Origin of the sequence: Mesorhizobium sp. M0217 (assembly GCF_040321955.1) — a bacterium.
GTDB lineage: Bacteria > Pseudomonadota > Alphaproteobacteria > Rhizobiales > Rhizobiaceae > Mesorhizobium.
Genome location: NZ_JAMYSN010000012.1, coordinates 1 through 22326, shown reverse-complemented (window position 1 = coordinate 22326; position 22326 = coordinate 1). Strand labels below are relative to the sequence as shown.

Genomic DNA, 22326 nt, shown 5'->3' with positions numbered 1-22326 from the left:
TCAGGTCCCTCCCCCGGCGCGCCTGGCCCCAACCAGGCGAAACTGGATCGCGTAGAGCGCCATGGTGACGGCAAGCAGGACAAAGGCGGCCGCACTGCCGAGCCCCCAGTTGAGCAGCGACTGCACCGTCTGGGCGATCATCTCGGCCAGCATCATGTTCGATGTGCCACCGAGCAGGGCCGGGGTGACGAAGTAGCCAAGCGACATGACGAAGACCATCAGGCCGCCAGCAGCGACGCCGGGAAGCGACAGCGGCAACATGATGCGGCGGAAGGCCTCGAACGCGCTTGCGCCGCAAAGGGCTGCCGCGCGCAGCGTCATCGGGTCTATCGACCTCAGTGTGCCGACCAGCGGCAGGATCATGAAGGGCAGCATGATGTAGACCATGCCGATGGTGACGCCGGCCAGATTGTTGATGAGCGGCAGCGGTTCGTGAATGATGCCCAGGCCCATCAGTGCCCGGTTAATGACACCGGTGCGCTGCAGCAGCACCATCCACGCATAGGTGCGGGTAAGAAGGTTCGTCCACATAGACAGGATGATGATGCCGAAGACGATCGAGCCCAGGGCGGGCGGCATGATCGCCAGCATCCAGGCGACGGGGAACGCCACCAGGATGGTGACGGCGGTTACGACCGATGCAACCAGGAAGGTGTTGAGGAACACCCGCACATAGGTGCCGCTGCCGAACAGCGCCGCGTAGTTCTGTAAGCCCGGTTCGGGATCGGTGACGCTGCGCAGCAGCAGGGCGACCACCGGCACGATAAAGAACAGCCCGACCAGGAGCAGGGCCGGCAAGGCGCTGCCACTGCCGGTCGGCAGGCCGACGATCGAGCCGCGTCTAGGAGAATTTCCTTGCATCGAGCGGTCCTGTCTCGAAACGGGGCGCGCAAGCCGCGCCCCGTCGGTCTGCAACGGCGTTACTTGGTCTGCCAGGCATACCAGCGCGTCGCGATCTCGTCGCGATGCTCGGCCCAGTAGTTCATGTCCAGGTTGATCTGGCCCTCGACATGGGCATCTGGCAGGGCCTTGACGGAATCGGCCGGCATCTCCGCCTTGGCCTTGGTGTTGATGGGCGCATAGCCGCTTGCTTCGGCGAATTTCGCTTGGCCGGTCGGGCTGGTGGCGGCGGCAAGGAACTTCATCGCGCTGGCCTTGTTCTTGGTACCCTTCGGCACGACGAGCACGTCGGCGGCGGTGAGGTTCTGGTTCCAGGAGACGCCGACATCGGTGCCGTCCTGCTGAAGGGCGAAGACGCGCCCGTTCCACAATTGCCCGAAGGCGGCCTCGCCCGAGGCGATCAACTGCTGCGACTCGGCGCCGCCGCCCCACCAGACGATGTCGGACTTGATGGTGTCGAGCTTCTTGAAGGCACGGTCGAGGTCGAGCGGATAGAGCTTGTCCGCCGGCACGCCGTCGGCCAGCAGAGCGATCTCGATCACGCCCGGCGCCGACCATTTGTAGAAGGTCCGCTTGCCGGGAAACTTCTTGGTGTCGAACATGTCGGCCCAGCCGGCCGGTTCGCTCGCGACCGCGCCCTTGTTCCAGGCGAGCACGAAGGAATAGTAGAAGCTGCCGACGGCATGCTCATTGCTGAAGCGCGGGTCGAGATCGGTCTTGGGCACGACCGCATAGTCGATCGGCTCGAGCAGTCCGTCCTTGGCGGCCTTGATGGCGAAATCCATCTCCACGTCGACGACATCCCAGGTGACGTTGCCGGCGTCGACCATGGCCTTGAGCTTGCCGTAGTCGGTCGGTCCATCCTGCAAAACCTTGATGCTGGAGCTGGCCTCGAAGGGGGCGGCCCAGGACTTGGTCTGCGCCTCCTGCGTGGTGCCGCCCCAGCTGGTGAACGCCATCTCATCGGCCTTGGCGGCTGTCGCCGCGAGCAGTCCGGCCAGCAGGCCGGTCAAAATCAATTTCATTGTCATTCTCCTCTGTTGGTCTGTTCTTGTTTTTCTCAGTGCACCTGCGTCCTGCGCAACTCAGCGCATGACGAAGGGATCGGGGATCGGCTCGTCCGAGGTGTTGATCCATACGGATTTCGAGCGCGTGTAGTCTCTGATGGCGTCGAGACCGCCTTCGCGGCCGAGGCCCGACAGACCGTAGCCGCCGAACGGAACGAGCGGCGATACGGCGCGATAGGTGTTGACCCAGACAACGCCGGCATGGATGTCGCGCGCCATGCGATGCGCCTTGCCGAGATTGCTGGTGAACACGCCGGAAGCCAGGCCGAACGGAGTGTCATTGGCGAGTGCCAGCGCCTGCGCTTCGCTGTCGAAGGCAAGCACGCTGAGCACCGGTCCGAACAATTCCTCCCGCACGCAGGGCAGGTCGCTGCCGCCGGCATCGATGATGGTCGGTGCGTAGTAGAAGCCGCTGCCGACTGGCCGTGTTCCACCGGTGACCAGCATGCCGCCCGCGGTGAGGCTTTCCGCGACAACCTTCTCGATCCAGTCGCGCTGCCGCAGCGTGGCGAGCGGACCCATTTCGGTCGCCGGATCCTGCGGATCGCCGATGCGAATCGCCTCGGCCTTGCGCTTCAGGCGAGCGAGGAATTCATCCTTCACCGAACGTTCAACCAGCAGCCGCGAGCCGGCGACGCAGCTCTGGCCGGTCGCCGCGAAAATGCCGGCGACCACCGCATTGGCGGCACTGTCGAGGTCGGCGTCGGCAAAGACGACGACCGGGCTTTTGCCACCGAGTTCGAGCGTGGTGTAGGCAAGGTTTTCCGCCGTGTTCCTGACGACGGCGCGCGCCGTCGACGGACCGCCGGTGAAGGCGACGCGCGAAACCAGCGGATGGCTGGTCAGGCGCCGGCCGCAATCATGGCCAAAGCCGGTGAGGATGTTGACGACACCGGCTGGAAAGCCGGCCTCATGAACCAATTCGGCAAAGGCAAGCAGCGGCGCCGGCCCATCTTCGGAGGCCTTGAGCACGATGGTGCAGCCGGCGGCGAGCGCCGGGCCGAGCTTGACGGCCGAGAGGAAGAGCTGCGAATTCCACGGCACCACCGCGGCAACGACGCCGATCGGTTCGCTGCGTATGGTGACGTCGAGATCCGCCTTGTCAACAGGCACATGCGTGCCTTCATGCTTGTCGGCAAGCCCGCCATAATAGCGGTAGTAGTCGCCGACATAGGCGATCTGGGCGCGGGTTTCGCGGATGATCTTGCCGGTGTCGCGCGTCTCGAGTTCTGCAAGGCGCCCGACATTGGCGGCGACGAGGTCGCCGAGCTTGACCAGCAGTTTTCCACGCGCTGTCGCAGTCATCCTTCGCCATAGGTCTGAGCGCAGTGCGCGGTGCGCCGCCCCGACGGCACGGTCGACATCGGCTTCGCTCGCCGCCGGCATCCTGGCCCAGGCCGTCCCGGCCGATGGGTCGACGCTGTCGAACGTGGCGGACGGCTCGTCGAAGCGGCCGTCGATGAAGTTCCTGAAAACAGCGTCGGTCATGGGCTCGCGATCAGAGGAAGGCCGGCATCACCCGGTCGATGAACAATTGCAGCGATTTCATCTTGCGCTGGTGCGAAAGGCCGCTGTCGATCCAGATCGAATACTGGTCGTAGCCGAGCGCCTCATAAGCCTTCAGCCGGGCGATGACCTCATCAGCCTCGCCAATTACCAGGTTCTGCCTGATCTTGTCCGGCGCGTATTGCGGCATGGCGGCGATCTCATCCGCCGTCAGCGGCTCCAATATGCCTTGATGCACCGGCTTCTTGTTCTGGAACCAGGCGCCGAACTGGCAGTAGAAAGTCGACAGGTCCTGGGTGAGGCGATCGGCATCGGTCGCGTCTTCGGCGACGAAGGTGTGCATCAAAAGCATGATTTCCGGTCTTTCGATCTCGGGATGCGCGGTGCAGGCGCCGTTAAAGCGCTGCATCAGGCTGGTCACCTCGTGATCGCCGGAAGCCAGCGGCGTCACCTGGACCTTGCAGCCATTGGCGACGGCGAAATCATGCGAATTCGGGTCGCGGGCCGCCACCCAGATCGGCGGGTAGGGTTTCTGCAGCGGCTTGGGCGAGGAGGTGGTGGCCGGGAATTGCCAGAACTCGCCGGAGAGTTCGAAGTCGCCGTCCCAGAGGCCGCGGATCGCCGGTATGATCTCGCGCATGCGCTGGCCGGCCCCCCAGGCGTCGAGGCCTGGAAAGATGCGCTGATATTCATAGCTGTAGGCGCCGCGCGCGATGCCGATGTCGAGCCGGCCGCCGCTGATTACGTCGGCCATCGCGGCTTCGCCGGCAAGCTTGATCGGGTGCCAGAAGGGCGCGATCACGGTTCCGGTACCGAGGCGGATGCGGCTGGTCTTGGCGGCGAGATAGGCGATGTTGATGAAGGGGTTCGGCGAGATGGTGAATTCCATGCCGTGATGCTCGCCGATCCAGGCGGTCTCGAACCCTGCCTGCTCGGCCAGCAGGACCAGTTCTTCTAGCTCGGTCACAAGCTCGGAATGCGGCTTGGCCAGGTCCGATCGTTCCATGTGCACGAAGAGCGAGAATTTCATCGCTGGTCACCTGTATTGACGGCGGAAGCGCCGGCGCTGGCGAGCGGCCGGACCTCGCCTTCGACATTGTTGCCGACATAGACACCGAATGCATCCACCGAGCATTCCCTGACATAGCGCGCGAGCATCGAGCGGATGGCCGGATCGGCGATCTTCAATCCTTCGATCGCGTCGATCTCGATCAGCCGGATGCCGCGATCGCTGGAAGCGGGCACGTCGAACGTGCCACGATAGTAGACATGCGTGCGTGAAACAGTTCCGGCATCGTCCCAGACGGCGAAAAGGAAGCCGAGCTGAGCCTCAATGGCCTTTGCCACAAGCAACCCTCGGAGGCTATTGCCATCGCCCGCCGAGCCCAATCCCCGGCCACGCGGCAGTTCAAAACCGTCCGCGGTTTCCACGAACAGGATCCGGCCGCCATTTTCGAGGATGGCGCCAACATCGGTGCCGGGTTGGGTTGCGGCGAGCGCGTCCTGGCTGAGGCCGGGTGCGACATAGGCGCCGCGGCAATAGCCGAGCGGCTGCGAGGAATTGTGCTGGAAATCGCGGACGCGCCCAATGAGGATCGAATGATCGCCGGCCTCGACCAGTCGCTCCATGTCACAGTCGAAGGACGCGACGGAGCCGTCCAGCACAGGGCTGCCGGTCCGTCCCGGCCGCCAGGCAACGGCGGCGAACTTGTCGGCCACTTTCGAGGCGAAGATGCCGGACGCTGCCTTTTGACCCTCGTTGAGAACGTTGATGGCGAAGCTCTTCGATGTCGCGAAGACGGGATGGCCAAGCGCCTTGTGTGCGATGCAGACCAGCACCAGCGGCGGATCGAGCGAGACCGAGGTGAAGGAGTTGGCGGTGAAGCCGCGCGGCTCGCCTTCGGGGCCGATCGTGGTGACGATGGTGACGCCGGTGAGGAAGGAGCCAAGCGCACGGCGGAATTCGCCGCTGTCGAACCCGGTATTCGCTTGCGCAGGGCCGTCTTGTTCGGTCGCTTCGTCCTCGGTGAGGAAGTCAACGATGCAGCGCGTGGTGAGGTCCGGTGCCGCGACCGCCATCATGTGCTTCTCACCCGGCAGTACCGTGCAGCGGCCATGCGGCGCCAGGCGTGCCATCGCGGCTGACATTGCCGGTGAAGAGTTCCTGTCCTCGGAGCCGGTCATGAACAGGGCCGGCACGGCCAGCGTCGGCAGGCGATCAGCATGATCGCCGTCGGCACGAGTGAACAGGCGATAGGTGCGGGCATAGCCTTCCGGGTCGACCGCGCTCAGTGCGGATGCCGTCTTCTGCGCTGCCGCTTCCAACTCGACCGGCACCGGATCGCCGAACCAGCGGGCGATGGTCCGTGCCGTGCCGGCCGTATCGCTGCGGCCGTTGAGCGCCACCGCGCGCTGGCGAACGGCTTCGGCCAGTTCAGGTGTACGCCGGAACACGGCATTCAGTGAAACGATGCGGCGGACGCGCTCCGGTGCGCGCAGCGCGAGTTCCTGAGCAACGAGTGCACCCATCGAGTGGCCGACGACGGATACCTTGTCGAGGCCGAGATGGTCGAGGAGGCGAATGGCTTGATCGGCATAATCGGCCAGTTCCGGATCTTGCGGTGGCAGCGGCGACTGACCATGGCCGAGCATGTCGATGGCGATCGCGTCGAAGCGGCCAGCCATGCGCTCGAGCTGCGGCTGCCAGATCGCAGCGTTCATGCCGACACCATGGATGAACAGCACTGGGGCACCGACACCGGCCCGGATGAAGCCGGTGCCGTCGGGCGCCGTGCCCTGTCGAGCCCATGCGGAAGCATCAGCCATGCACGTCCCCAAGCTCCTTGAGGTCCTGATAGCGGTCGCCGATGCGGTGATGCGGGCGACCGCCGATCGAAGCGCCAAGCGCGACCACCAGTTCGTCCGGCGCCGGCGCATCGCCGATCTGGAAATGCACGGTCAGGTAATGCGAGCGCCGTCCCTCGTCATTCTTATCCATTAGCGGGATCATGATCGGCGTGTTTGGCCCGCCGCGCAGATTGGTGAAGGCAAGATAGGTCTTGGCGCCGACGGCACGCCGATAATGATTGCCGAAATGGAGTGTGTGGATCAGCGCCGACGCATGCTCGATCTCGCCCGACGTACCGCAGATGGCGGCCTTGCCATAGCCCTCGATAGCCTCGCCGGAACCGGCGACGGCAACGATCTCGCGGGTCAGGATCTCCCCCAGCACCGGCGCACAGGCTCGGATTTGGGGCGACAGATCGTCGGTGAAGCCGCGACCGGCCCAGGGATTGGTCAGCACCGCGGCGACGCCGATAAGGCGCAGCGGCCGGGGGGTGGCCTTGCCGCCTTCGATCAGCGTGTTCTCGGTATAAGTCACGATCTTACGGATGGCGGTCTGCATTGGATTTCCTCGGGTAGGTGATACCTCGGGACGTCCAATCCCGCTGTCATCTTATGGTATACCATGCTATGGAGCGCCGAGTACCTTGTCAACCGGGCGTCGAATCTGTTTTGGTAGGGCGCAGGAGGCATACATGCCAGACGACACGCTTCGCATCGACCGCAGCGCCAAGACCTTGAGGACGCTGGCGCTGGAGCGCATGCGCGAAGCGATCATGGATTTCCATTTCCAGCCTGGCGAAAGGCTCGTCGAACGGCCGCTTTGCGACCAGCTCGGCGTCAGCCGTTCCGTCGTGCGTGAGGTTCTGCGGCAGCTGGAGGCAGAGGGGCTCGTGCAGATGATCCCTGGGCATGGGCCGGCCGTCGCCAGGCCGGACCTCGGCCGTACCGACGAGATCTACGAACTTCGGGCTCTGCTTGAAGGCATCGCGGCCCGAGCCTGTGCCCTGTCGGCCACCGGCGAGCAGTTGGCAAGGCTCGAAGGGGCGCTGGCGGATTTGTTCGATGCGTGGGCGTCGGCGACGCCGCCTGCGGTGATGCGGGCGACGACCAAATTCTACGAGGCGCTGTTCGAGGCCGCCGACAAGCGTGTCGCCTGGGAAATCGTCTCCGGGCTGAATGTCCGCATCAACCAGCTTCGTTCGATGACCATCGTCTCGACCAACCGGCGCGAAGCGGCGATCACCGAGATGAATGAGATCATGGATGCGATAAGGGCGCGCAAGCCCGATGAAGCGGAAGCGGCGGCACGGCGACATGTCGAATCGGCGTGGCAGATCGCTCGAGATAAACTTCGCCTGGTCTAGGTCCGCGTGAGCCTAGCCTATCCAACCCTTCGAAGCGCCTTGCAGAAAATGTCTGCTTCCCGGCAACGAACGACTGAGATGACCCGCAAAGCGGTCCGGCAGCTTCGGAGCCGTATCCGGACGGTCTGCTTCTAGGAAGCGCTCGTCGGTAAGCTGCCGTTCGAGTTCACGGTCATCGAGCGAAGTTTGCCTTGTCAACTGACGAATACGCTGCTTTGACGACCAAGTTTAGCGGGCGCTCTTACCGGCCGGCACCTTGACGGCTGGAACAGGGCCGGTAGCGGATCGGCAGCTTGTGGAGCCACGCAGCCGAAGAGCGGTCATTCCATGACGTTGTTTACAGCTCCAGGAGGAGTGTCACTCCTCCTCGAATAACAACCTGCCATTCGTCAACGCCTCCTTCCAACCTAGGGAGAACCGCCGGAAATCAGGCTGTCAGATTGCACACCGTCGCGTGGAGTCATTCATCGCGCCAGTATGGGTGGGAACAGCTGAATTGGCGCGAGCCAACCAGACGGCGTTTGGTCTCAGATATCGGTCCTGGGACGGGCAGATCATTCGCGGTCATGTTGGGTACGAAACTGTAACCCTGATCGACAAGCTGCAGTTTCAGCTCCGCCAGGTGGCGCCTGAATCCATTTTCGATGTAGCTGCGCGGATACCGCCATCCGTTCCTGCATGCTCGCACGAGAATGTCGGAATACAGTTCAGAGCTGGCAGCTTTCACCGCTTCTTCGGAAGTCAGTTTGCTGTTGGTTTGGGTACCTTCGGACAAGCATGGCCCCACCGACACCAAAAGCACCAGTATTACGGTCAAGACAGACAACTTTGTCATGGAGCCCTCCGTGTTCTGAATCGACCAGGCCTGCCAAGCAACCTGCCCTGCCGATCTGCAGAGACTAGGATGCTGACCCGTCGCATGGAATCGTGCAAATGCAGTGTTTTCGATATCACATCTGTAGTATTTCATCCTGATGTAAGGCCATCGGGTTCTGGCCGCAGGTCGGCAGCAAGGAAAATGGAACGATGCTTCGCGCCGTAGGCAATCCTCTCGCCGGCTTATCGGATCGGGAGTTGATGGTCGCGGCAAAGTTTGCGGAGGGAATGACGTATCGCGAAATCGGCGAAACACTTTTCATAGCGCCTACCACCGTTCGGACCCATCTTTCGGCCATTTATCGGAAGCTCGATGTTCGTAGTAAAGTGGCGCTTGCTGGGTTACTTGCCGATCACCGCCAGCAGGACCGCAGCCATGCACCACCCGGAAGTCTTTCGACCGATGAGCCGGGTCCGCCGGTCCTCGCAGTTCTCCCGTTCGACAATTTAAGCGGAGAAGAACGCTGGACTCGTATCGCTGATGGTTTGTCGGCGGACCTCATAGTTGATCTCTCTCGCTACCGGGACCTTGCGGTGATCGCCCGCCAAACAATGCTTTCCTACAAGGGACGGCATGTTGACGTGCGAGCTCTCGGACGAGAGTTGAATGCCGACTATGTGATCGAGGGAAGTTTTCAAGTGGACGGGCAGCGGGTGCGCATCCGCGTCCAACTCGTCGACGCCCACACAGGGGTCGATGTCTGGACGATGCGTTACGATCGTTCCGCGAACAACCTGTTTGCGATGCTGGACAGCGTGACCGAAAACGTCATCAATGTCCTTGCAACTTGCCACGGTCAGCTCGCCAATCTGCGACGCGATGCGGCTCGTCGGAAGGCTCCAGCAAGTTTGCAGGCCTATGACTGCTATCTGCTTGGGCTTGAGCAGAAGCACCTTTTCACCCGTGAGTCGAACAAGGAGGCGATACGGCTACTGGCGCGTGCGATCGAACTCGACCCGGGTCTAGCAAGAGCTTGGACCGCGCTGGCACTTGCGCATGCTGTGGAAGCTATCAACGGGTTTACCGACAACCTTTCCGGCTCGATCGAGAGCTGGAGCCAATGTGTCAAGCAAGCGCTGGCGCTCGATCCGTCCGACATTTACGCCCGCATAATGCTTGCCGATCTTCGGGCATTGCAGGGCGATGTCGAAGCTGCTGTCGAAGAACATGACCGAGTGTTGGTGGCTGCTCCAAATGACGCGGACTCACTTGCCTTTCTTGCGGGTAGCCTTGCTCTTGTTGGCAGCGACCCGAAGCGTGGCTACGAACTGGCCAAGCGAGCGGTCCGGCTAAATCCTTATGTTCCCTGGTATCATGGAATGCTCGCTCGATGCAGCTACGTTCTTGGCTTTTACCGTGAATCACTGGTCGCGCTACGTCAATCTGCGCCAGATTCGCCCGCCACCCTTCTGTTTCTGGCAATGGCTCATGCGATGCTCAATGAAACTCCTCAGGTCGCCAGGATCAATTCGCGACTGAAGGACGAGTTCCCGAATTTCACGGCTGAGGTGTTCATCAGAACCTATCCGGTTACCAATCCTGTCGCCATTGCTGCAATCAGAGAAGGCGCCCGTCGTGCGGGTTTGGCCTAGCTTCTTCACTCTGGTCACCTCAGAGGCGCATTGCTCCTCGGGCAGCATTGGGGCCGAATGCGGACCGGCGGCTTTCAGTGAGCAGCAATCAACAACGGACGATTGCACCATAGCTTTTGAGGCCAGCCAAATGGCTTTGTCGTCCTGGGCGGGTTGCATAAGGCTGCACTCCAAACATGGCTTTCAAGGAAGCTGGACGATTCCCTCAAGCGCCGCGTAGACCGAGATTCGAAGCCAACGGTCCATGCTTCGCGCGAGGCCGGGGTCGCCGATGAGGAAAAGGCCGCCCCTCTCTTTCTCACGCTCGATGCTGGAGCGGCCCTCCAGGATGGCTCCCAGCGAAACAACGCCGGTCTCGACGTAAAGATCGACGTCCCGGCCGGGGTCGAGCGCGCATAGCTCGGGCAAGTCTGAGCCTGGCTCGACCACAAACCAGTAATGGGGACACCTCGGTGGGGGATCGTCGCGGAAATGGAAGCGGATGACGGCGCGCCGCCGCGGCAGTTCAGCGAGGTCAATCTTTCGCCGCACGGCCCACATGAGGGTCGAAACATCCACGTCGGCGAGCGCGATCTCCGCCTCGATGTTGCATTGCGCCCATTCCGCCAGCGCGTTCATCGCCGGCTCGAGCCTTATCGACTTTTCGGTACGGAAATAGCTGATGGTGCCCGTCGCCTCGTCCTCGACGCGCTCGACCAGGCCCAACGCTTCCATTTCCTTGAGCCGCCTCGACAAGAGGGCGGACGAGACGTTGCCCACCCCCTTGCGAATGTCATTAAAGCGGGTCGAGCCGTTCCAGAGCTCGGTCAGGATTTGAATTGTCCAGCGTGGCTCCAGGAACTCGCAGGCGTGCGAGATCGGGCAGACCAGTCCGTAAGGCCGTCGCGTCATGGCTGACCGCTCCTTTGCCGCAGGTTAGGCCTTTCGGAGGTCTGAGGCCAGTTCACAATCTGAAGCGGAACGCTTCCGAAGCTGCCCTGGCGCCTTCTCGCCTTCTGCCGTCACGTGATCGCCATTCGCATTCCCGATCAACGGAGGTTCACCATGACTTGGCGTAACATGACGCAAACGACAATAGGCCAGACCGCACGGCGCTTGCCGGGCACTTTTCTTGACCCTCCGCTCGAACGCCTGCTGGCCCTTGTCCGTGAGTGGAGGACCCGCCGCAACATAGAGCGCGGGCTCGGTCACCTGTCCAACTTCCTTCTGCGGGACGTTGGCTTGACCGAAGCGGACGTCGAAGCAGCCTGCGCCGACAGCTTCGATAGGTCCGCCTCTCGCGCGCTCCAGAGTGCAGCGCAGAACCGCACGGGAAATTGGTGAGAAGGGAGAGCCCCGGGAGCGGAAGCCGTTTTGACGGCGGCAATTGATCAGCCGAACTCAGGGATCCCCAGTAGCGCCTTGGTTTCAGAGATCTAGCGCGCCGAAGCGATTCGAATGCATACTTCCAAGTGGTCGGCCGGCTCTTCGGATTCATCGTGAGGAACGTCTGCTGTTGGAAGAAACCCACCGAAGCTTTAACAACCGAGTTGAGGCGCTGAGCGCACGCTCGTGCGGTATAGTAGGTCCGATAGCGAGCTACGAGCACGGCACGATCCGCAACTATCGAAGCCCGGCAATTCGCAGCCCCTCTACATAGAGAGCCCGGTGCTTGTCGTGAACGATCGGATGAAACTTGTCTACCCATTGAAGGGATAGGGACGGTTGAAGGCGCTTGGCCTGCGAAAGCGCATGAACCGCGATGTCCATTTCACCGGCCATCCCAGCGGCCGCCGCGTACGTCCGCCATGCAGACCCAAAATGGGGCCGGAGTTCAACCGCGCGACATTCGCATTCGACCGCGTCTGCATATCGTCCAGCCATGAAATGACATAAGCCAAGGATGGAGAAATTCGCAGCATATGTGTGATCGCGAGGACTTAGCCTACCCGCGATTTCAAGATGGTCGAGCCCCTCGGCGGGCATGCCCCCATATCCGTAAGTTGAGCCCAGGATCGAATGCGCAAAGGCGAAGCTCGGGTTTAGCTCGATCGCTTCATTTAGTTCTCTCACAGCAGAGTCGAAGCCGCGCGAAATCATGTGGACAAACCCTGCCGCTAAATGCGTCCACGGGTCCTCGGGGTCGCCTTGGATTGCCCGCTGCGCGAGGGCGCGAGAGGTGGGCAGAATGTCTGCTGCGTTGGCCCATCCTGACAAAACGCGGGCCGCGTGAGCCCACGCCAACAGGCTGTTGGCGCGGGGATAGTCAGGATCGAGGTCCGTAGCCTGCTTCAGAAATCCCTGTGCAATCTCGATTTCCGTAGCCGAACTCCAGGTCCAGACATATGGCATCGCCTTCATGACGAATCCCCAAGCGTCAAGATTGGTGGGGGACCTGCTCTGAAAGCGTTGCTGTTCCGCCGTGTAGAGCCGCGGCTCGATCGTAGCGATGACACTTTCGGCAATCTGATCCTGAAGCGCGAAGAATTCCGACAATTCCACATCGTATCGTTCAGCCCACACTTGTACCCCGGTCGATGTGTCACTGACTTGCGCGCTTATCCGGAGTCGATGACCTGAGCGCCTTACACTTCCGTCCAGCACATACCGCACACCAAGCTCTCGACCGACTTGTTTTAAGTCGACCGCTTTTCCCTTGTAGGTGAACAAAGAGTTCCGGGCGGACACGAAGAGCCAACGAAGACGCGACAGCCGAGTAATAATGTCTTCGGCAAGGCCGTCGGCGAAGTATTCCTGTTCGGGGTCGCCGCCCATGTTCTGGAATGGCAAGACAGCAATCGAAGGGTTGTCGGGCAGCGCCAGCTGTTCGGAGGACCCGGCAGTCGCAGCCAGATCGGTTTTTGGGACCGTGTCGCGCATACATAGGCGATAGGTGCGCACCGGGCGTGCGATATTTTTGAGCTCTTTCTCGCCCAGATCGACAAATTCTTCCTTCAGTTTGTCGCGCACCTGTTCGTAAGCGGCGGCCGATAAACAGATGCCGTTCGGCTCAGCGATGCTTTCTAGACGGGAGGCAATATTGACACCATCTCCCATCAGATCGCCGTCGCTCTCCTCGACAACATCGCAGAGATGAATGCCGACGCGAAATTCAATGCGTCGCCCGGGCGGTAAGCCAGCGTTGCGCTCAATCATGCCGTTCTGCATTTCGATTGCACAGCGTACGGCGTCAACAACGCTCCGGAACTCTACGAGGGTGCCGTCACCCATAAGCTTCACAACGCGCCCATTGTGGACAGCGATGGTCGGATTGATGAGATCGCTCCGGAGCGCCCGTAGCCGCGCCAGCGTTTGATCTTCGTCCGACCCCGCCAACCGGCTGTATCCGACCACGTCGGCGACCAGGATCGCCGCAAGTTTCCGCGTCTGGCTCACTTTGCCCACTCCTGTCGACTAAGTGGCATAGCACAGATTACAAAATCCCGTTTTCGAAGGCGACGTTCGATAGGTGAATTCCGAGATAGCCTCAAACAAAGCAGCGCGGGATCTGATTGGAAGTGAATTACGGCAACCACGATCTGTTGGCGAGGCGGACCTTAGGTGCCGTTGAAAATTTTCAGTCAACGAAGCGCGTCCTGTCAGACTTGATGATGACCTCGGCGAAATCGGGCGAGACCTTGCCGCACCAGGCCATCAAGAGTTTTCTCACCGCCCTGATACGGTGAGCCGCGCCAGCACCGTTTCAGCCTCGAGGCGAGGCACCACGGCGATACCATCGCGGTCGCCGACCAGTATGTCTCCCCGCGAGATGGTCATTCCTCCCAGTACCACCGGGAACCCGGCCGTGCCTGGACCATTGCGCGCCGGCGAGTTCGCGACGATCCCGGCACAGTAAACCGGCACCCGCCCGCCTCGATCCCGACAACATCGCGCACGAGGCCGGCGCACCCCTTGTTTCGCACCATGCCAAGGACGAGATCCTCAGTGACCGCCGCACCAGCAAAGCTGTCGGTGGCCGCAACGATGATATCGGCCAGTATCGCAGTACCTGGCGAGAGTGCCTTAATCCCTGGTGCAACGCCCCTCGCCCGCCCATGGCGTCTAGGACTAGGCTCACGGGCAAGCCGGAAAAGGCACTGATGATCTCTGCCGCAGGCCGTTCGAAACGGCTTTTGATGGTGAGCAGCGGTGGGTCTTCAATCATGTGGCGGCCTCACACCCTGAACGAACGAAAGACGAGCTGCAGCGGGATATTTGCGGTTCCTCAAAGGCGCTGCCGCAACTTCCATGCCCTTGAGAGATATCGAAGGCGAGGATCTTCGCTCTGGGGGCGAGGTGAAGTTCAAGCACCTGGCAGCTGAATTCCTCGCCATCGTAAAGAGCTGCGCGTCGTCGATCGCATCGAGGCAGCGACCCAAGGCGCCTCGCCGAGAGTGGAAGACGAGGAATAGTTCGCCCGATTCGCGTGATCGCATTTCGCGATAGCCGCCGGCGAGCCAGTCATTGGCTTCTCGGCGCCGGCCGATCTGTACTCCAGCGACCAGGTTTCAGAAAAGTTTCAGAATTTCGCCGGTACGCACCGCTCCACATGCGCCATGATCCCTACAATCTAGGGAGTGGCCATCATGGAAAACGACGTCGAAAGGCTCCGCATACGGCAAGAGCTTTACGAGTTGTACTTCAGTGGGGTCAACAGCTTGGCCTGCGCGCCAATGCCCGGCACCTTCTTCGAACTTCTAGAGTTGGGCGCCCTGGCTCGCCATGAACCCGTGCCTGAGGGAGCAGAACCTGCGGCTGCGGCAAAGGTCTTGACCGTAAGCGCGGATGGCCCCTGTATGTCGACGAGCCCGGCTCGGTTTGGCAGAGCGCTTCTGAATGTCGCATACAGAATCAGGGAGCATAGCAATCGGCGAGTGCGTGTTTGACACTTCGCGCGGCTTGCTGTTGCGCCAGGGTCATCCCGTCAAACTTCGTCCCAAGACATTTGCACTCCTGAGCCATCTCGTTGGAAAAACAGGGCACGTCGTCAGCAAGTCGGAGCTGATGGAGTCCGTCTGGCCTGGGCTGTTTGTAACCGAAGACTCGCTCACCCAAGGCGTGCGCGAGTTGCGCAAGGCGCTGCGCGATGACTCACAAAGTATAATTCGCACCGTCTCAGGCCGCGGCTACCTCCTTTCACCGCTTGGCGCGCCGGCGAGGCCGCCGTCCGACCTGCCTTCTGTAGCGGTGCTGCGCTTCACTAATGAAGGCGATGCGACCGACACGCCTCTGGTCGATGGTTTTGCCGAGGACATTGTCAACGCTCTGGCGCGATTTCGCACTGCTGTTGTCCTGGCGCGCAACTCAAGCTTTTCCTTTGCGTCGGAGGACCCCGGCAACTGGACCGAGGTCGGCAGGAGACTCGGGGCAACCTTCCTGGTTCGGGGACGCATGGGCCTTCGCGACGGCACCGTACGGGTGGCGATCAACCTCATCGAAGCGGCAAACGGCGCGGTCTTGTGGGGCGAGAAGTTCACAGCATCGGGCTCAGCTGTTTTTGACATGCAGGAAGAGATCGCGCTGCGTGTGACGAACCGTCTTGTCGCACGGCTCGACGATGCGGGCTTGACGCGCGCCCGTCCAAAGCCTCCAGCAAGCCTGGCGGCCTATGAGCTTCTTCTCAAGGGGCTGGTGCATTTGCGTGGCTACGGCGCCGACGATAATCAGGCAGCACGGAACTACTTTGCTGCGGCCGTCACCAAGGATACGCATTATGCGCTCGCGCGCTCATACCTTGCATTTGCCGACCTGATTATCGGCGATTATGGAATGGCTCCTCCGGAGGTGCTGGCCGACATAGTAGAGCAAGCCCGCTTCGCGGTAGGACTCGCACCAGAGGAGCCTCGCTGCCATCGGATTCTTGCCCAAGCACTGCTGTGCACGCGCACATACGATGCCGCCGAGCGGCACTTTCGAAGATCCTATGACCTCAATCCCTTCGATGCGGACACGATCGCGCAGATCGGCTATCTGCTTGCCATCAGGGGCAAGCCTTTCGAAGCCCTGACCTGGATCGACAAGGCGGTTCAGATCAATCCGATACATCCAGACTGGTATCATTCCGACCGTGCATTCGCCCAATACGCGGCGGGAGACTACAAGGGAGCCGTTGTCAGTTGGTCGATGTTGCCCATGACTTCGGCCGTAAGGCTCACATGGCTGGCGGCGGCACAGGCGAAGTTGGGCAACCAGGACGCGGTATCGCGGCTCGTTTCGGAACTCAAGCGTATCGCGCCATCCTACACTCCACTGGAGTCGATCCGGGCCAGCATGCTTTACGAGCATGAATCTGACGCTGACCATCTTCTCGACGGAGTCGCGAAAGCGCTGATGATGTGGAGCGCCGCCTGAACTGTTTGGTTACCGGCCGGACTGGCGGAGCTTTGGGCAACGTTGAAACATTACGACACCGATGTGTCGGATGGTTTGCATTCAAAGGTTTTTGCGACGCTATCTGAGAGCTCTCGTCGGTGATCGCGGGAGGAACTATGGAATCGCCCGAGCATGCTTTCGAAATCATCCGCTACAAGAAATTGGACCGTCCGCGTGCCGGCCTATAGCAACACGCTGACCTTCGCTTTCGAGGCAGAAAGCTACGCACGCTCCTATGCGGATGGCCAGGCTTTCCGCCTTAGCGTCGAGGTGGCTGAGCGCAAGAAGTGTGCGTGAAGGGGGCCTACAATCCTGGTCGTTTCGCCCCAGACGGCTGAACCCGACGATGTCCGCCACCAGGATTGCCGCAATCTTAGGGCGCTTCGGTCATTTCTGCTGCCAAAACCGCCACAAGCTTTCGTTCTGGGCGCGCCACGATCCCCTCCGGCCCTACACTTGGGTTTGCTCTAACGTGGCACCCCTGCCTACGCGCAACCAGCCACCAGAGTCCGCTTCAATCGGCGGCAGAGCTCGGCCCAATGGCCGAATTGCGGCGCATAGCGGAATATGGCATCGCGCCTCGACGGTTGAGATTCAACCGCGGCTCAGAACTCGCCGGAGAGCACTGAAACGAATGCGATATTGCGCCGGCGTCAGCCCGACCTTGCGGCGGAAGAGACGCCCGAAAAAACTCGCATCCTCGTAGCCGACTTCATTGGCCACCCCCTCGACCGCCAGGTCGCCGGTCTCCAGCAGTTCCTTGGCCGCTTCGAGCCGGAGCGCGTGGATGTAGTCGATTGTCTTCATGTCCGTGGCCCTTGCGAAGCGGCGCACGAAGGAGCGCTCGGACAGGCCTGACAGCTTGGTCATGGCGGTGACGGGCGAAGGGGTCCGGTAGTTGCGTTCGGCCCATTTCTGGCAGCGGTTGATCACCGCGTCGTCGGTCTGGCGAAAGCGCATCAGCGCTGCGAAGGGCTGCTGGCCCATGTCGTGCCACTGCAGCATGTAGACCTTGGCGACCTCCATCGCCTCCCTGAGGCTGACGAAGCGCGCGATCAGATAGAGGGCGAGATCCTGCCAGCTTGAGCCGCCCCCGGCCATGACGATGCGCTGGGCCTCGCCGCTCAGCACGAGCGACTGGCCCGGCTTCACCTTCACGCCGGGATAGTTGTTCGTGAGCGTCTCGACATAGCCCCAGTGAATGGTGGCCTCGCGATTGTCGAGCAGCCCGGCCTCACCGAGCAGCACCGCGCCCGAACATGCGCTGGCCAGCATGGCGCCGTCGTCATGCGCTCGCTTCAGCCACGCGGCTTCGGCGTCATACTGCCCGGCAACGCTTTCGCCCGGATTGACGAAGAAATCTGGAATACAGACGATGTCGGGTGGCGGGCAATCGGCAAGGCTGTGATCTGGGCGCACCCAGATGCCGTTTGCCGCGCGAAACGGGCTGCCGTCCCCGGCAACCACATAGGGCCGCATGCGTGGCGTGCCCGCGGCTCCGCTGGTGATGAACAGGAAATCCCTGCCGGGCGAGGAAAACAAGTCGAACATGCCGTAGATCGTGGAGGCGGTAGCCTCCGGAGCGGCAAGGATCGCCACATTCAATGGTCTCGCCTGTTCAACCATGGCAGAAATGACCGCCTTCCAGCATTTTCGACTTTAGCGGCCGTGCCCGCGCCGCGCTAGCGTGTGTCAAACGAGGAGACCGCTACATGGCCGCCACCGCTACCCTTGCACAATCGAGCATCGATAGCTTCCGTTCCATCTTGTGCGGCGAGGTGCTGGAGCCGTCGAACCTGTCCTATGACGCGACGCGGGTCGTTTGGAACGGCATGATCGACCGCCGTCCCGCGCTCATCGCGCGCTGCCGGAGTGCTGCCGATGTCGTGGCGTCGGTGAATTTCGGGCGCGAGCATCGGTTAGCGATCGCGATCCGCTCGGGTGGCCACAATGTTGCAGGCTACGCCGTCTGCGAAGGCGGCCTGATGATCGACATGTCGCTGATGAAGGGCGTGCGGGTCGCGTCCGGCCTCGACCGTGCCCTCGTCGAGGGCGGCGCGACCTGGGCCGATGTCGATGCGGCCACCACCCCGTTTGGCCGCGCCACGCCGGGCGGTCTCATCTCGGCGACGGGCGTTGCCGGCCTGACGCTTTCCGGTGGCATCGGCTGGCTGCGCGGCAGCCACGGCCTCAGCGTCGATAATCTTCTGGCCGCCGATCTGGTGACCGCCGATGGCCGGCTCATCCATGCCGACGCGACGCAGAACCCGGATCTCTTCTGGGCGCTACGCGGCGGCGGCGGCAATTTCGGCGTGGTGACGAGCTTCGAGTTCAAGCTGCACCCGATCGAACCGGAGCTGATGTTATGCGGTCCGGCCTATCCCGAGGAGCGCGCCAACGAGATCATTCCGCTCTGGCGCGACTTCATGCAGACCGCACCCGACCGCCTGAGCGGCCTGGCCGAGTTCTCCACCCTGCCCGACGACCCCTCGATTCCCGAGCATGCAAGGGGCCGGCGCGTCCTGGCGCTCGCGCATGTCTATGACGGACCGGCCGACGAGGGCGAACGGGTCGTGGCGCCGTTGCGCAGTTTTGGGGAACCGCTCGTCGATTTCAGCGGCCGCATGCCATATCGCACCATCCAGTCGCTCTATGACGGGCTGTTCCCGAAAGGCCGCGACCGCTGCTACTGGAAATCCACTTACCTCTCGCGCCTCGACGACGAGGTCGTCGGGGAGACCACTGCTTGGATGGCGAAGCGCCCCTCCGAAATGACCTTCGCCTCGATCTGGAAGTTCGGCGGTTTCGTCCAGCGCGTTGCAGCCGATGAGACTGCCTTCGGCGACCGCTCCATGCCCTTCATGCTCAGCCTCGACGCCATCTGGCCAGGCGCTAACGAGGACGATGCGAACATCGGCTGGGTACGCAGCTTCTGGCAGGACATGCAGCGCTACTCGACCGGCCGCCTCTATCTGAACTTCCCCGGCCATGGCGAAGGATCGGATCTCGTCCGCCACGCCTTCGGCGCTGAGGCTTACGCGCGGCTCGCCAAGATCAAGCACAGATACGATCCGGACAATCTGTTCCGCCTCAACCAGAACATCCTGCCAATGCGCTGACGCACAATCAAAATCGGGTGTACGGTGCGACCCTCGTCTCGCCGTGGGAGCTTTGATCGCGCTGAGTCGCGAGCGACGACCAGCGTGGTCGCCGCGATGCCCGCTTTCAATCAGTGGCAAATCTGTCCGCAACGGCTGAGATGAAGCGCAAAGCTGTCGGGCAACCTTGGGGACCGCAAGCCAACTGGCAGCTTTAAGGCTTCAATCCGTCAGAAGTGGACGTTCAGCGTGCGCGAGTTCCGGTGGCCAGGATCACGTCTGCTTTATGACTTCATCTCGACACGGATACCATGCAGGGTCTTGCTCGAAGCGTTGAGCACGCGACCCGCTGGTTGGGCGGCCATATGCACCACGAGACAGCCTTGACCGTCCCATGCCTGAACCGCCTGGATGACATCTCGATTGGGCGGCATCATGGTTCCATCCGGCGCGAAGTCGTGGATAGGGCCTTCCACCTCATCGAACACGAATACTGAAGGCCAGCGGTGGTGATGTGTCGGCTCTTCCTCGTCGGGCTTGAGGATTACCTCAAGCACACGTAGCCGGTCATTCTCAAACAACACCTTATGGTTTCCGGGAGCCGCGATAACGGCGTCAAGCTTTGGATCCCACTGCGTAGGATCGGTATGGTCGATCACCTTGGTAGTCATGGCGTAATTCTCCTCTCAGATAGACAGGCGGCCCTCACGCCGTCGTCACTGGTTGAATTGTGCCTTGGGCGCAGAACTGCTGCCCGTCCGCCAGTCGCGCATAGTTATGAACGATCTGGTTCTCGTGATCTTGAACCTGCACGACGAAGTTGCCGCCTTGCTCGGTCCAACTCATGATGAAAAGTCCGGGTCGAACGCCGGTCAGATTGCTCTGAACCACCTCGTCGATCTCGGTAGCGCCGATCGTCGCCTGCACCCGCAATTCGGTCGGCGACAGGACCGTCAACCTCGGTACGAACTGTCCGAATGAGCAATCAAAAGTCTTTCCGACGAGCGAGGTCGGAGCACCATTGGTCGTAGCCATCCTAATCCTCCTTGATGATTTTCGAAATCAGCTCGGCCGATGCTCGGGACAGATGCCGAACTGCTACTTTCAATTTTTGGAGCGCTCCAAGTGCAAGTTCCAACATTTTGGACCTAGCGTCAAGAAAAAACTTGGAGCGCTCCAAGAAATTGTCTAATTGAGGGAAATGAACGCTTCTAAAATGCCTACGCTCGCCGATGTCGGCCGGCTCGCTGGAGTCTCCCGCGGCACCGTCTCCAACGTATTCAACCATCCGGATCTGGTGCGATCCGATCTGCGCCAGCGCGTCGAGGCCGCGGCGCGTCAGCTTGGTTATGATGGCCCCGACCCGAGGGGACGCGTGCTGCGCGACGGCAAGTTCAACGCCATAGGCCTGATCCCCCCGGGCGCATACGCCATTGCCGATATGATCAGGAGCCCATATCTGCGCGAGCTGGTGCTTGGCGTTTCGCTTGCTTGTGACGAGGCTGGAGCGACATTGAGTTTGGTCAATGGTACGGACGAGACACGCACTTCCACCATTCGAGAGGCCTTGGTGGACGGCTTCATTCTGGGCCACAGCGCGGACATCGAGTTGATCGCGTCTTTACGGCGCCGGCGGCTGCCCTTCGTCATCCTCGAGAGCGATGCCGGTCCGGACGTCAATTCTATCCGGATAGACGGCAGGAGCGGGGCGCTGGCGGCCATCAGGCATCTGGCTGCTCTTGGACATCGGCGTTTTGCAATCCTTTCCATTCGGCGCACATCGGGGTCACCCATCGTCCATTTGCCTGGCAATTCCCCGCGCGCTATCTCTGCCGGTTTTCAACTCGATCAGGAGAGACTTTTCGGCTTCGCCCAGGGTTTGGCTGAGCTCGGTCTGTCAATCGACAATGTCCCGATCATCGAGACGACCCCAGGTGAGCCTTCGGCCGGAGCGGTCGTATTCGACCGGGCTCCGCAAGCAACGGCGATCTTGACTATGTCGGACTGGCAGGCAATCACCGTCCTGGACGAAGCGCGTCGGCGCAATATCAAGATACCCGAACACATGTCTGTCGTCGGCTTCGATGGCACTGCGGAGTCTTCGCGCACCACGCCCCCGCTCACGACAGTGGCTCAAGACATTGTCGGGAAGGGGAGACTTGCCGCCACGACGGTGTTTGCAAACGGCGCCCCGAGCCAGGTGATCATACCGGTCGAACTCTTGGTCCGCGGCTCGACCGCCCGACCACGCGGTTAGGCCGGTCACCTCATACTAGTCGTGACGCACAGTGCGCACTGCGAACTCCAGCGTGGTCGCCGTCAACGTCTGCTTTCAGAAGGTATCAAAGGTGGCTGCAACGGCCGAGATCAGGCGCATTGCTGACCGGCAGCCTTGGGGCCGGGACCAGTAAGTCCGCTTGTGGCCAGTTAAGAACGACAGAGGCCGATCTCGACCCACATCAGCCATGCGGCAACATCCGGTTTCGCACAAGGCTAAGCCATGAGGGCAATGTCTTCAAAACGACGTGGTTGCATTATCGCTGTCCAGTAGGCCAAGCATGCTCGCATTCGAAACGCCAGTCGAATACGCTCAGCGAAGCTTTGACCTAGGGAGGCAGGACAACCGCACATGGAGCGAAGGCTTACCGCGATCCTTGCTGCCGACGTGGTCGGCTACAGCACGCTCATGGGCGAGGATGAGGTCGGCACGCTCGAACGACTGAA

General features: G+C 61.5%; 20 protein-coding genes and 1 pseudogene. 8 read left to right on the top strand and 13 right to left on the bottom strand.

Features of this window, described 5'->3' with window-relative positions; genetic code table 11:
• The 6 genes from NKJ18_RS19315 to NKJ18_RS19290 are packed head-to-tail and all read right to left on the bottom strand — an operon-like array spanning position 1 to position 6879.
• Complete coding sequence (locus tag NKJ18_RS19315) at positions 1–861, bottom strand: ABC transporter permease (RefSeq protein ID WP_023825144.1); 861 nt, start codon at positions 859–861, stop codon at positions 1–3.
• 59 nt (positions 862–920) lie between these two features.
• Positions 921–1925, bottom strand: coding sequence for an ABC transporter substrate-binding protein (locus NKJ18_RS19310; RefSeq protein WP_023816752.1), 1005 nt, complete (start codon positions 1923–1925; stop codon positions 921–923).
• Positions 1926–1985: 60 nt separating this feature from the next.
• Positions 1986–3455: an aldehyde dehydrogenase gene (locus tag NKJ18_RS19305; protein ID WP_023825145.1), complete on the bottom strand. Its 1470-nt coding sequence runs from the start codon at positions 3453–3455 to the stop codon at positions 1986–1988.
• A 10-nt stretch (positions 3456–3465) separates the two neighbouring features.
• Positions 3466–4503, bottom strand: a complete 1038-nt coding sequence (locus tag NKJ18_RS19300) for an LLM class flavin-dependent oxidoreductase (protein ID WP_023697483.1) — start codon at positions 4501–4503, stop codon at positions 3466–3468.
• Positions 4500–6299 carry an alpha/beta fold hydrolase gene (locus NKJ18_RS19295; RefSeq protein ID WP_023716180.1) on the bottom strand — a complete coding sequence of 600 codons (1800 nt, stop codon included), beginning with the start codon at positions 6297–6299 and terminating at the stop codon, positions 4500–4502. Before NKJ18_RS19295 ends, NKJ18_RS19300 begins: the two co-directional genes overlap by 4 nt.
• A complete protein-coding gene (locus tag NKJ18_RS19290; protein ID WP_023716181.1) occupies positions 6292–6879 on the bottom strand; it encodes an amino acid synthesis family protein in 588 nt (195 codons plus the stop codon). The genes NKJ18_RS19295 and NKJ18_RS19290 overlap by 8 nt, the downstream gene beginning before the upstream one ends.
• A 133-nt stretch (positions 6880–7012) precedes the next feature.
• Between NKJ18_RS19290 and NKJ18_RS19285 the strand changes: the two genes are divergently transcribed.
• Positions 7013–7684 carry a GntR family transcriptional regulator gene (locus tag NKJ18_RS19285; protein WP_023816749.1) on the top strand — a complete coding sequence of 224 codons (672 nt, stop codon included), beginning with the start codon at positions 7013–7015 and terminating at the stop codon, positions 7682–7684.
• 460 nt (positions 7685–8144) lie between these two features.
• On the opposite strand, the gene NKJ18_RS19280 is transcribed toward NKJ18_RS19285, so the two are convergent.
• The gene (locus NKJ18_RS19280; RefSeq protein WP_155923349.1) at positions 8145–8519 is read right to left on the bottom strand and encodes a hypothetical protein; all 375 of its coding nucleotides are present in this window, start codon (positions 8517–8519) and stop codon (positions 8145–8147) included.
• A gap of 191 nt (positions 8520–8710) precedes the next feature.
• On the opposite strand from NKJ18_RS19280, the gene NKJ18_RS19275 reads away from it, so the two are divergent.
• Entirely contained in the window at positions 8711–10153 is a 1443-nt protein-coding gene (locus tag NKJ18_RS19275; RefSeq protein WP_023716184.1) for a LuxR C-terminal-related transcriptional regulator, read from the top strand.
• A 183-nt stretch (positions 10154–10336) separates the two neighbouring features.
• Here the strand turns inward: NKJ18_RS19275 and NKJ18_RS19270 are convergent, their stop codons facing one another.
• Positions 10337–11044: a winged helix-turn-helix transcriptional regulator gene (locus NKJ18_RS19270; protein ID WP_023825148.1), complete on the bottom strand. Its 708-nt coding sequence runs from the start codon at positions 11042–11044 to the stop codon at positions 10337–10339.
• A 153-nt stretch (positions 11045–11197) separates the two neighbouring features.
• On the opposite strand from NKJ18_RS19270, the gene NKJ18_RS19265 reads away from it, so the two are divergent.
• Complete coding sequence (locus NKJ18_RS19265) at positions 11198–11476, top strand: YjiS-like domain-containing protein (protein ID WP_023716186.1); 279 nt, start codon at positions 11198–11200, stop codon at positions 11474–11476.
• 279 nt (positions 11477–11755) lie between these two features.
• Here NKJ18_RS19265 and NKJ18_RS19260 read toward each other — a convergent pair whose 3' ends face one another.
• Positions 11756–13528: an adenylate/guanylate cyclase domain-containing protein gene (locus tag NKJ18_RS19260; protein ID WP_023716187.1), complete on the bottom strand. Its 1773-nt coding sequence runs from the start codon at positions 13526–13528 to the stop codon at positions 11756–11758.
• A gap of 270 nt (positions 13529–13798) precedes the next feature.
• Positions 13799–13996, bottom strand: coding sequence for an RraA family protein (locus tag NKJ18_RS19255; RefSeq protein WP_196813640.1), 198 nt, complete (start codon positions 13994–13996; stop codon positions 13799–13801).
• A gap of 1014 nt (positions 13997–15010) precedes the next feature.
• Between NKJ18_RS19255 and NKJ18_RS19250 the strand changes: the two genes are divergently transcribed.
• Entirely contained in the window at positions 15011–16483 is a 1473-nt protein-coding gene (locus NKJ18_RS19250) for a winged helix-turn-helix domain-containing protein (protein ID WP_023829984.1), read from the top strand.
• 195 nt (positions 16484–16678) lie between these two features.
• Complete coding sequence (locus tag NKJ18_RS19245) at positions 16679–16801, top strand: hypothetical protein (RefSeq protein ID WP_023825152.1); 123 nt, start codon at positions 16679–16681, stop codon at positions 16799–16801.
• Between the two features lie 297 nt (positions 16802–17098).
• On the opposite strand, the gene NKJ18_RS19240 is transcribed toward NKJ18_RS19245, so the two are convergent.
• The gene (locus tag NKJ18_RS19240) at positions 17099–18103 is read right to left on the bottom strand and encodes a GlxA family transcriptional regulator (RefSeq protein ID WP_245260153.1); all 1005 of its coding nucleotides are present in this window, start codon (positions 18101–18103) and stop codon (positions 17099–17101) included.
• A 113-nt stretch (positions 18104–18216) separates the two neighbouring features.
• Between NKJ18_RS19240 and NKJ18_RS19235 the strand changes: the two genes are divergently transcribed.
• Positions 18217–19623, top strand: coding sequence for an FAD-binding oxidoreductase (locus tag NKJ18_RS19235; RefSeq protein ID WP_352445470.1), 1407 nt, complete (start codon positions 18217–18219; stop codon positions 19621–19623).
• A gap of 263 nt (positions 19624–19886) precedes the next feature.
• Here the strand turns inward: NKJ18_RS19235 and NKJ18_RS19230 are convergent, their stop codons facing one another.
• Positions 19887–20273: a hypothetical protein gene (locus NKJ18_RS19230; protein WP_023825155.1), complete on the bottom strand. Its 387-nt coding sequence runs from the start codon at positions 20271–20273 to the stop codon at positions 19887–19889.
• A gap of 34 nt (positions 20274–20307) precedes the next feature.
• Entirely contained in the window at positions 20308–20637 is a 330-nt protein-coding gene (locus NKJ18_RS19225) for a MoaF-related domain-containing protein (RefSeq protein WP_023699226.1), read from the bottom strand.
• Between the two features lie 166 nt (positions 20638–20803).
• Between NKJ18_RS19225 and NKJ18_RS19220 the strand changes: the two are divergent.
• Positions 20804–20941 (top strand): annotated as a pseudogene (locus NKJ18_RS19220) (LacI family DNA-binding transcriptional regulator); the annotation flags it as partial.
• Positions 20942–20977: 36 nt separating this feature from the next.
• The gene (locus NKJ18_RS19215; RefSeq protein WP_352624698.1) at positions 20978–21859 is read left to right on the top strand and encodes a substrate-binding domain-containing protein; all 882 of its coding nucleotides are present in this window, start codon (positions 20978–20980) and stop codon (positions 21857–21859) included.
• Positions 21860–22326: the final 467 nt, after the last annotated feature.

Coding starts and splice junctions, on each gene's coding strand:
- NKJ18_RS19315 (WP_023825144.1), bottom strand. CDS start 861: ATGCAAGGAAATTCTCCTAGACGCGGCTCGATCGTCGGCCTGCCGACC.
- NKJ18_RS19310 (WP_023816752.1), bottom strand. CDS start 1,925: ATGAAATTGATTTTGACCGGCCTGCTGGCCGGACTGCTCGCGGCGACA.
- NKJ18_RS19305 (WP_023825145.1), bottom strand. CDS start 3,455: ATGACCGACGCTGTTTTCAGGAACTTCATCGACGGCCGCTTCGACGAG.
- NKJ18_RS19300 (WP_023697483.1), bottom strand. CDS start 4,503: ATGAAATTCTCGCTCTTCGTGCACATGGAACGATCGGACCTGGCCAAG.
- NKJ18_RS19295 (WP_023716180.1), bottom strand. CDS start 6,299: ATGGCTGATGCTTCCGCATGGGCTCGACAGGGCACGGCGCCCGACGGC.
- NKJ18_RS19290 (WP_023716181.1), bottom strand. CDS start 6,879: ATGCAGACCGCCATCCGTAAGATCGTGACTTATACCGAGAACACGCTG.
- NKJ18_RS19285 (WP_023816749.1), top strand. CDS start 7,013: ATGCCAGACGACACGCTTCGCATCGACCGCAGCGCCAAGACCTTGAGG.
- NKJ18_RS19280 (WP_155923349.1), bottom strand. CDS start 8,519: ATGACAAAGTTGTCTGTCTTGACCGTAATACTGGTGCTTTTGGTGTCG.
- NKJ18_RS19275 (WP_023716184.1), top strand. CDS start 8,711: ATGCTTCGCGCCGTAGGCAATCCTCTCGCCGGCTTATCGGATCGGGAG.
- NKJ18_RS19270 (WP_023825148.1), bottom strand. CDS start 11,044: ATGACGCGACGGCCTTACGGACTGGTCTGCCCGATCTCGCACGCCTGC.
- NKJ18_RS19265 (WP_023716186.1), top strand. CDS start 11,198: ATGACTTGGCGTAACATGACGCAAACGACAATAGGCCAGACCGCACGG.
- NKJ18_RS19235 (WP_352445470.1), top strand. CDS start 18,217: ATGGCCGCCACCGCTACCCTTGCACAATCGAGCATCGATAGCTTCCGT.
- NKJ18_RS19230 (WP_023825155.1), bottom strand. CDS start 20,273: ATGACTACCAAGGTGATCGACCATACCGATCCTACGCAGTGGGATCCA.
- NKJ18_RS19225 (WP_023699226.1), bottom strand. CDS start 20,637: ATGGCTACGACCAATGGTGCTCCGACCTCGCTCGTCGGAAAGACTTTT.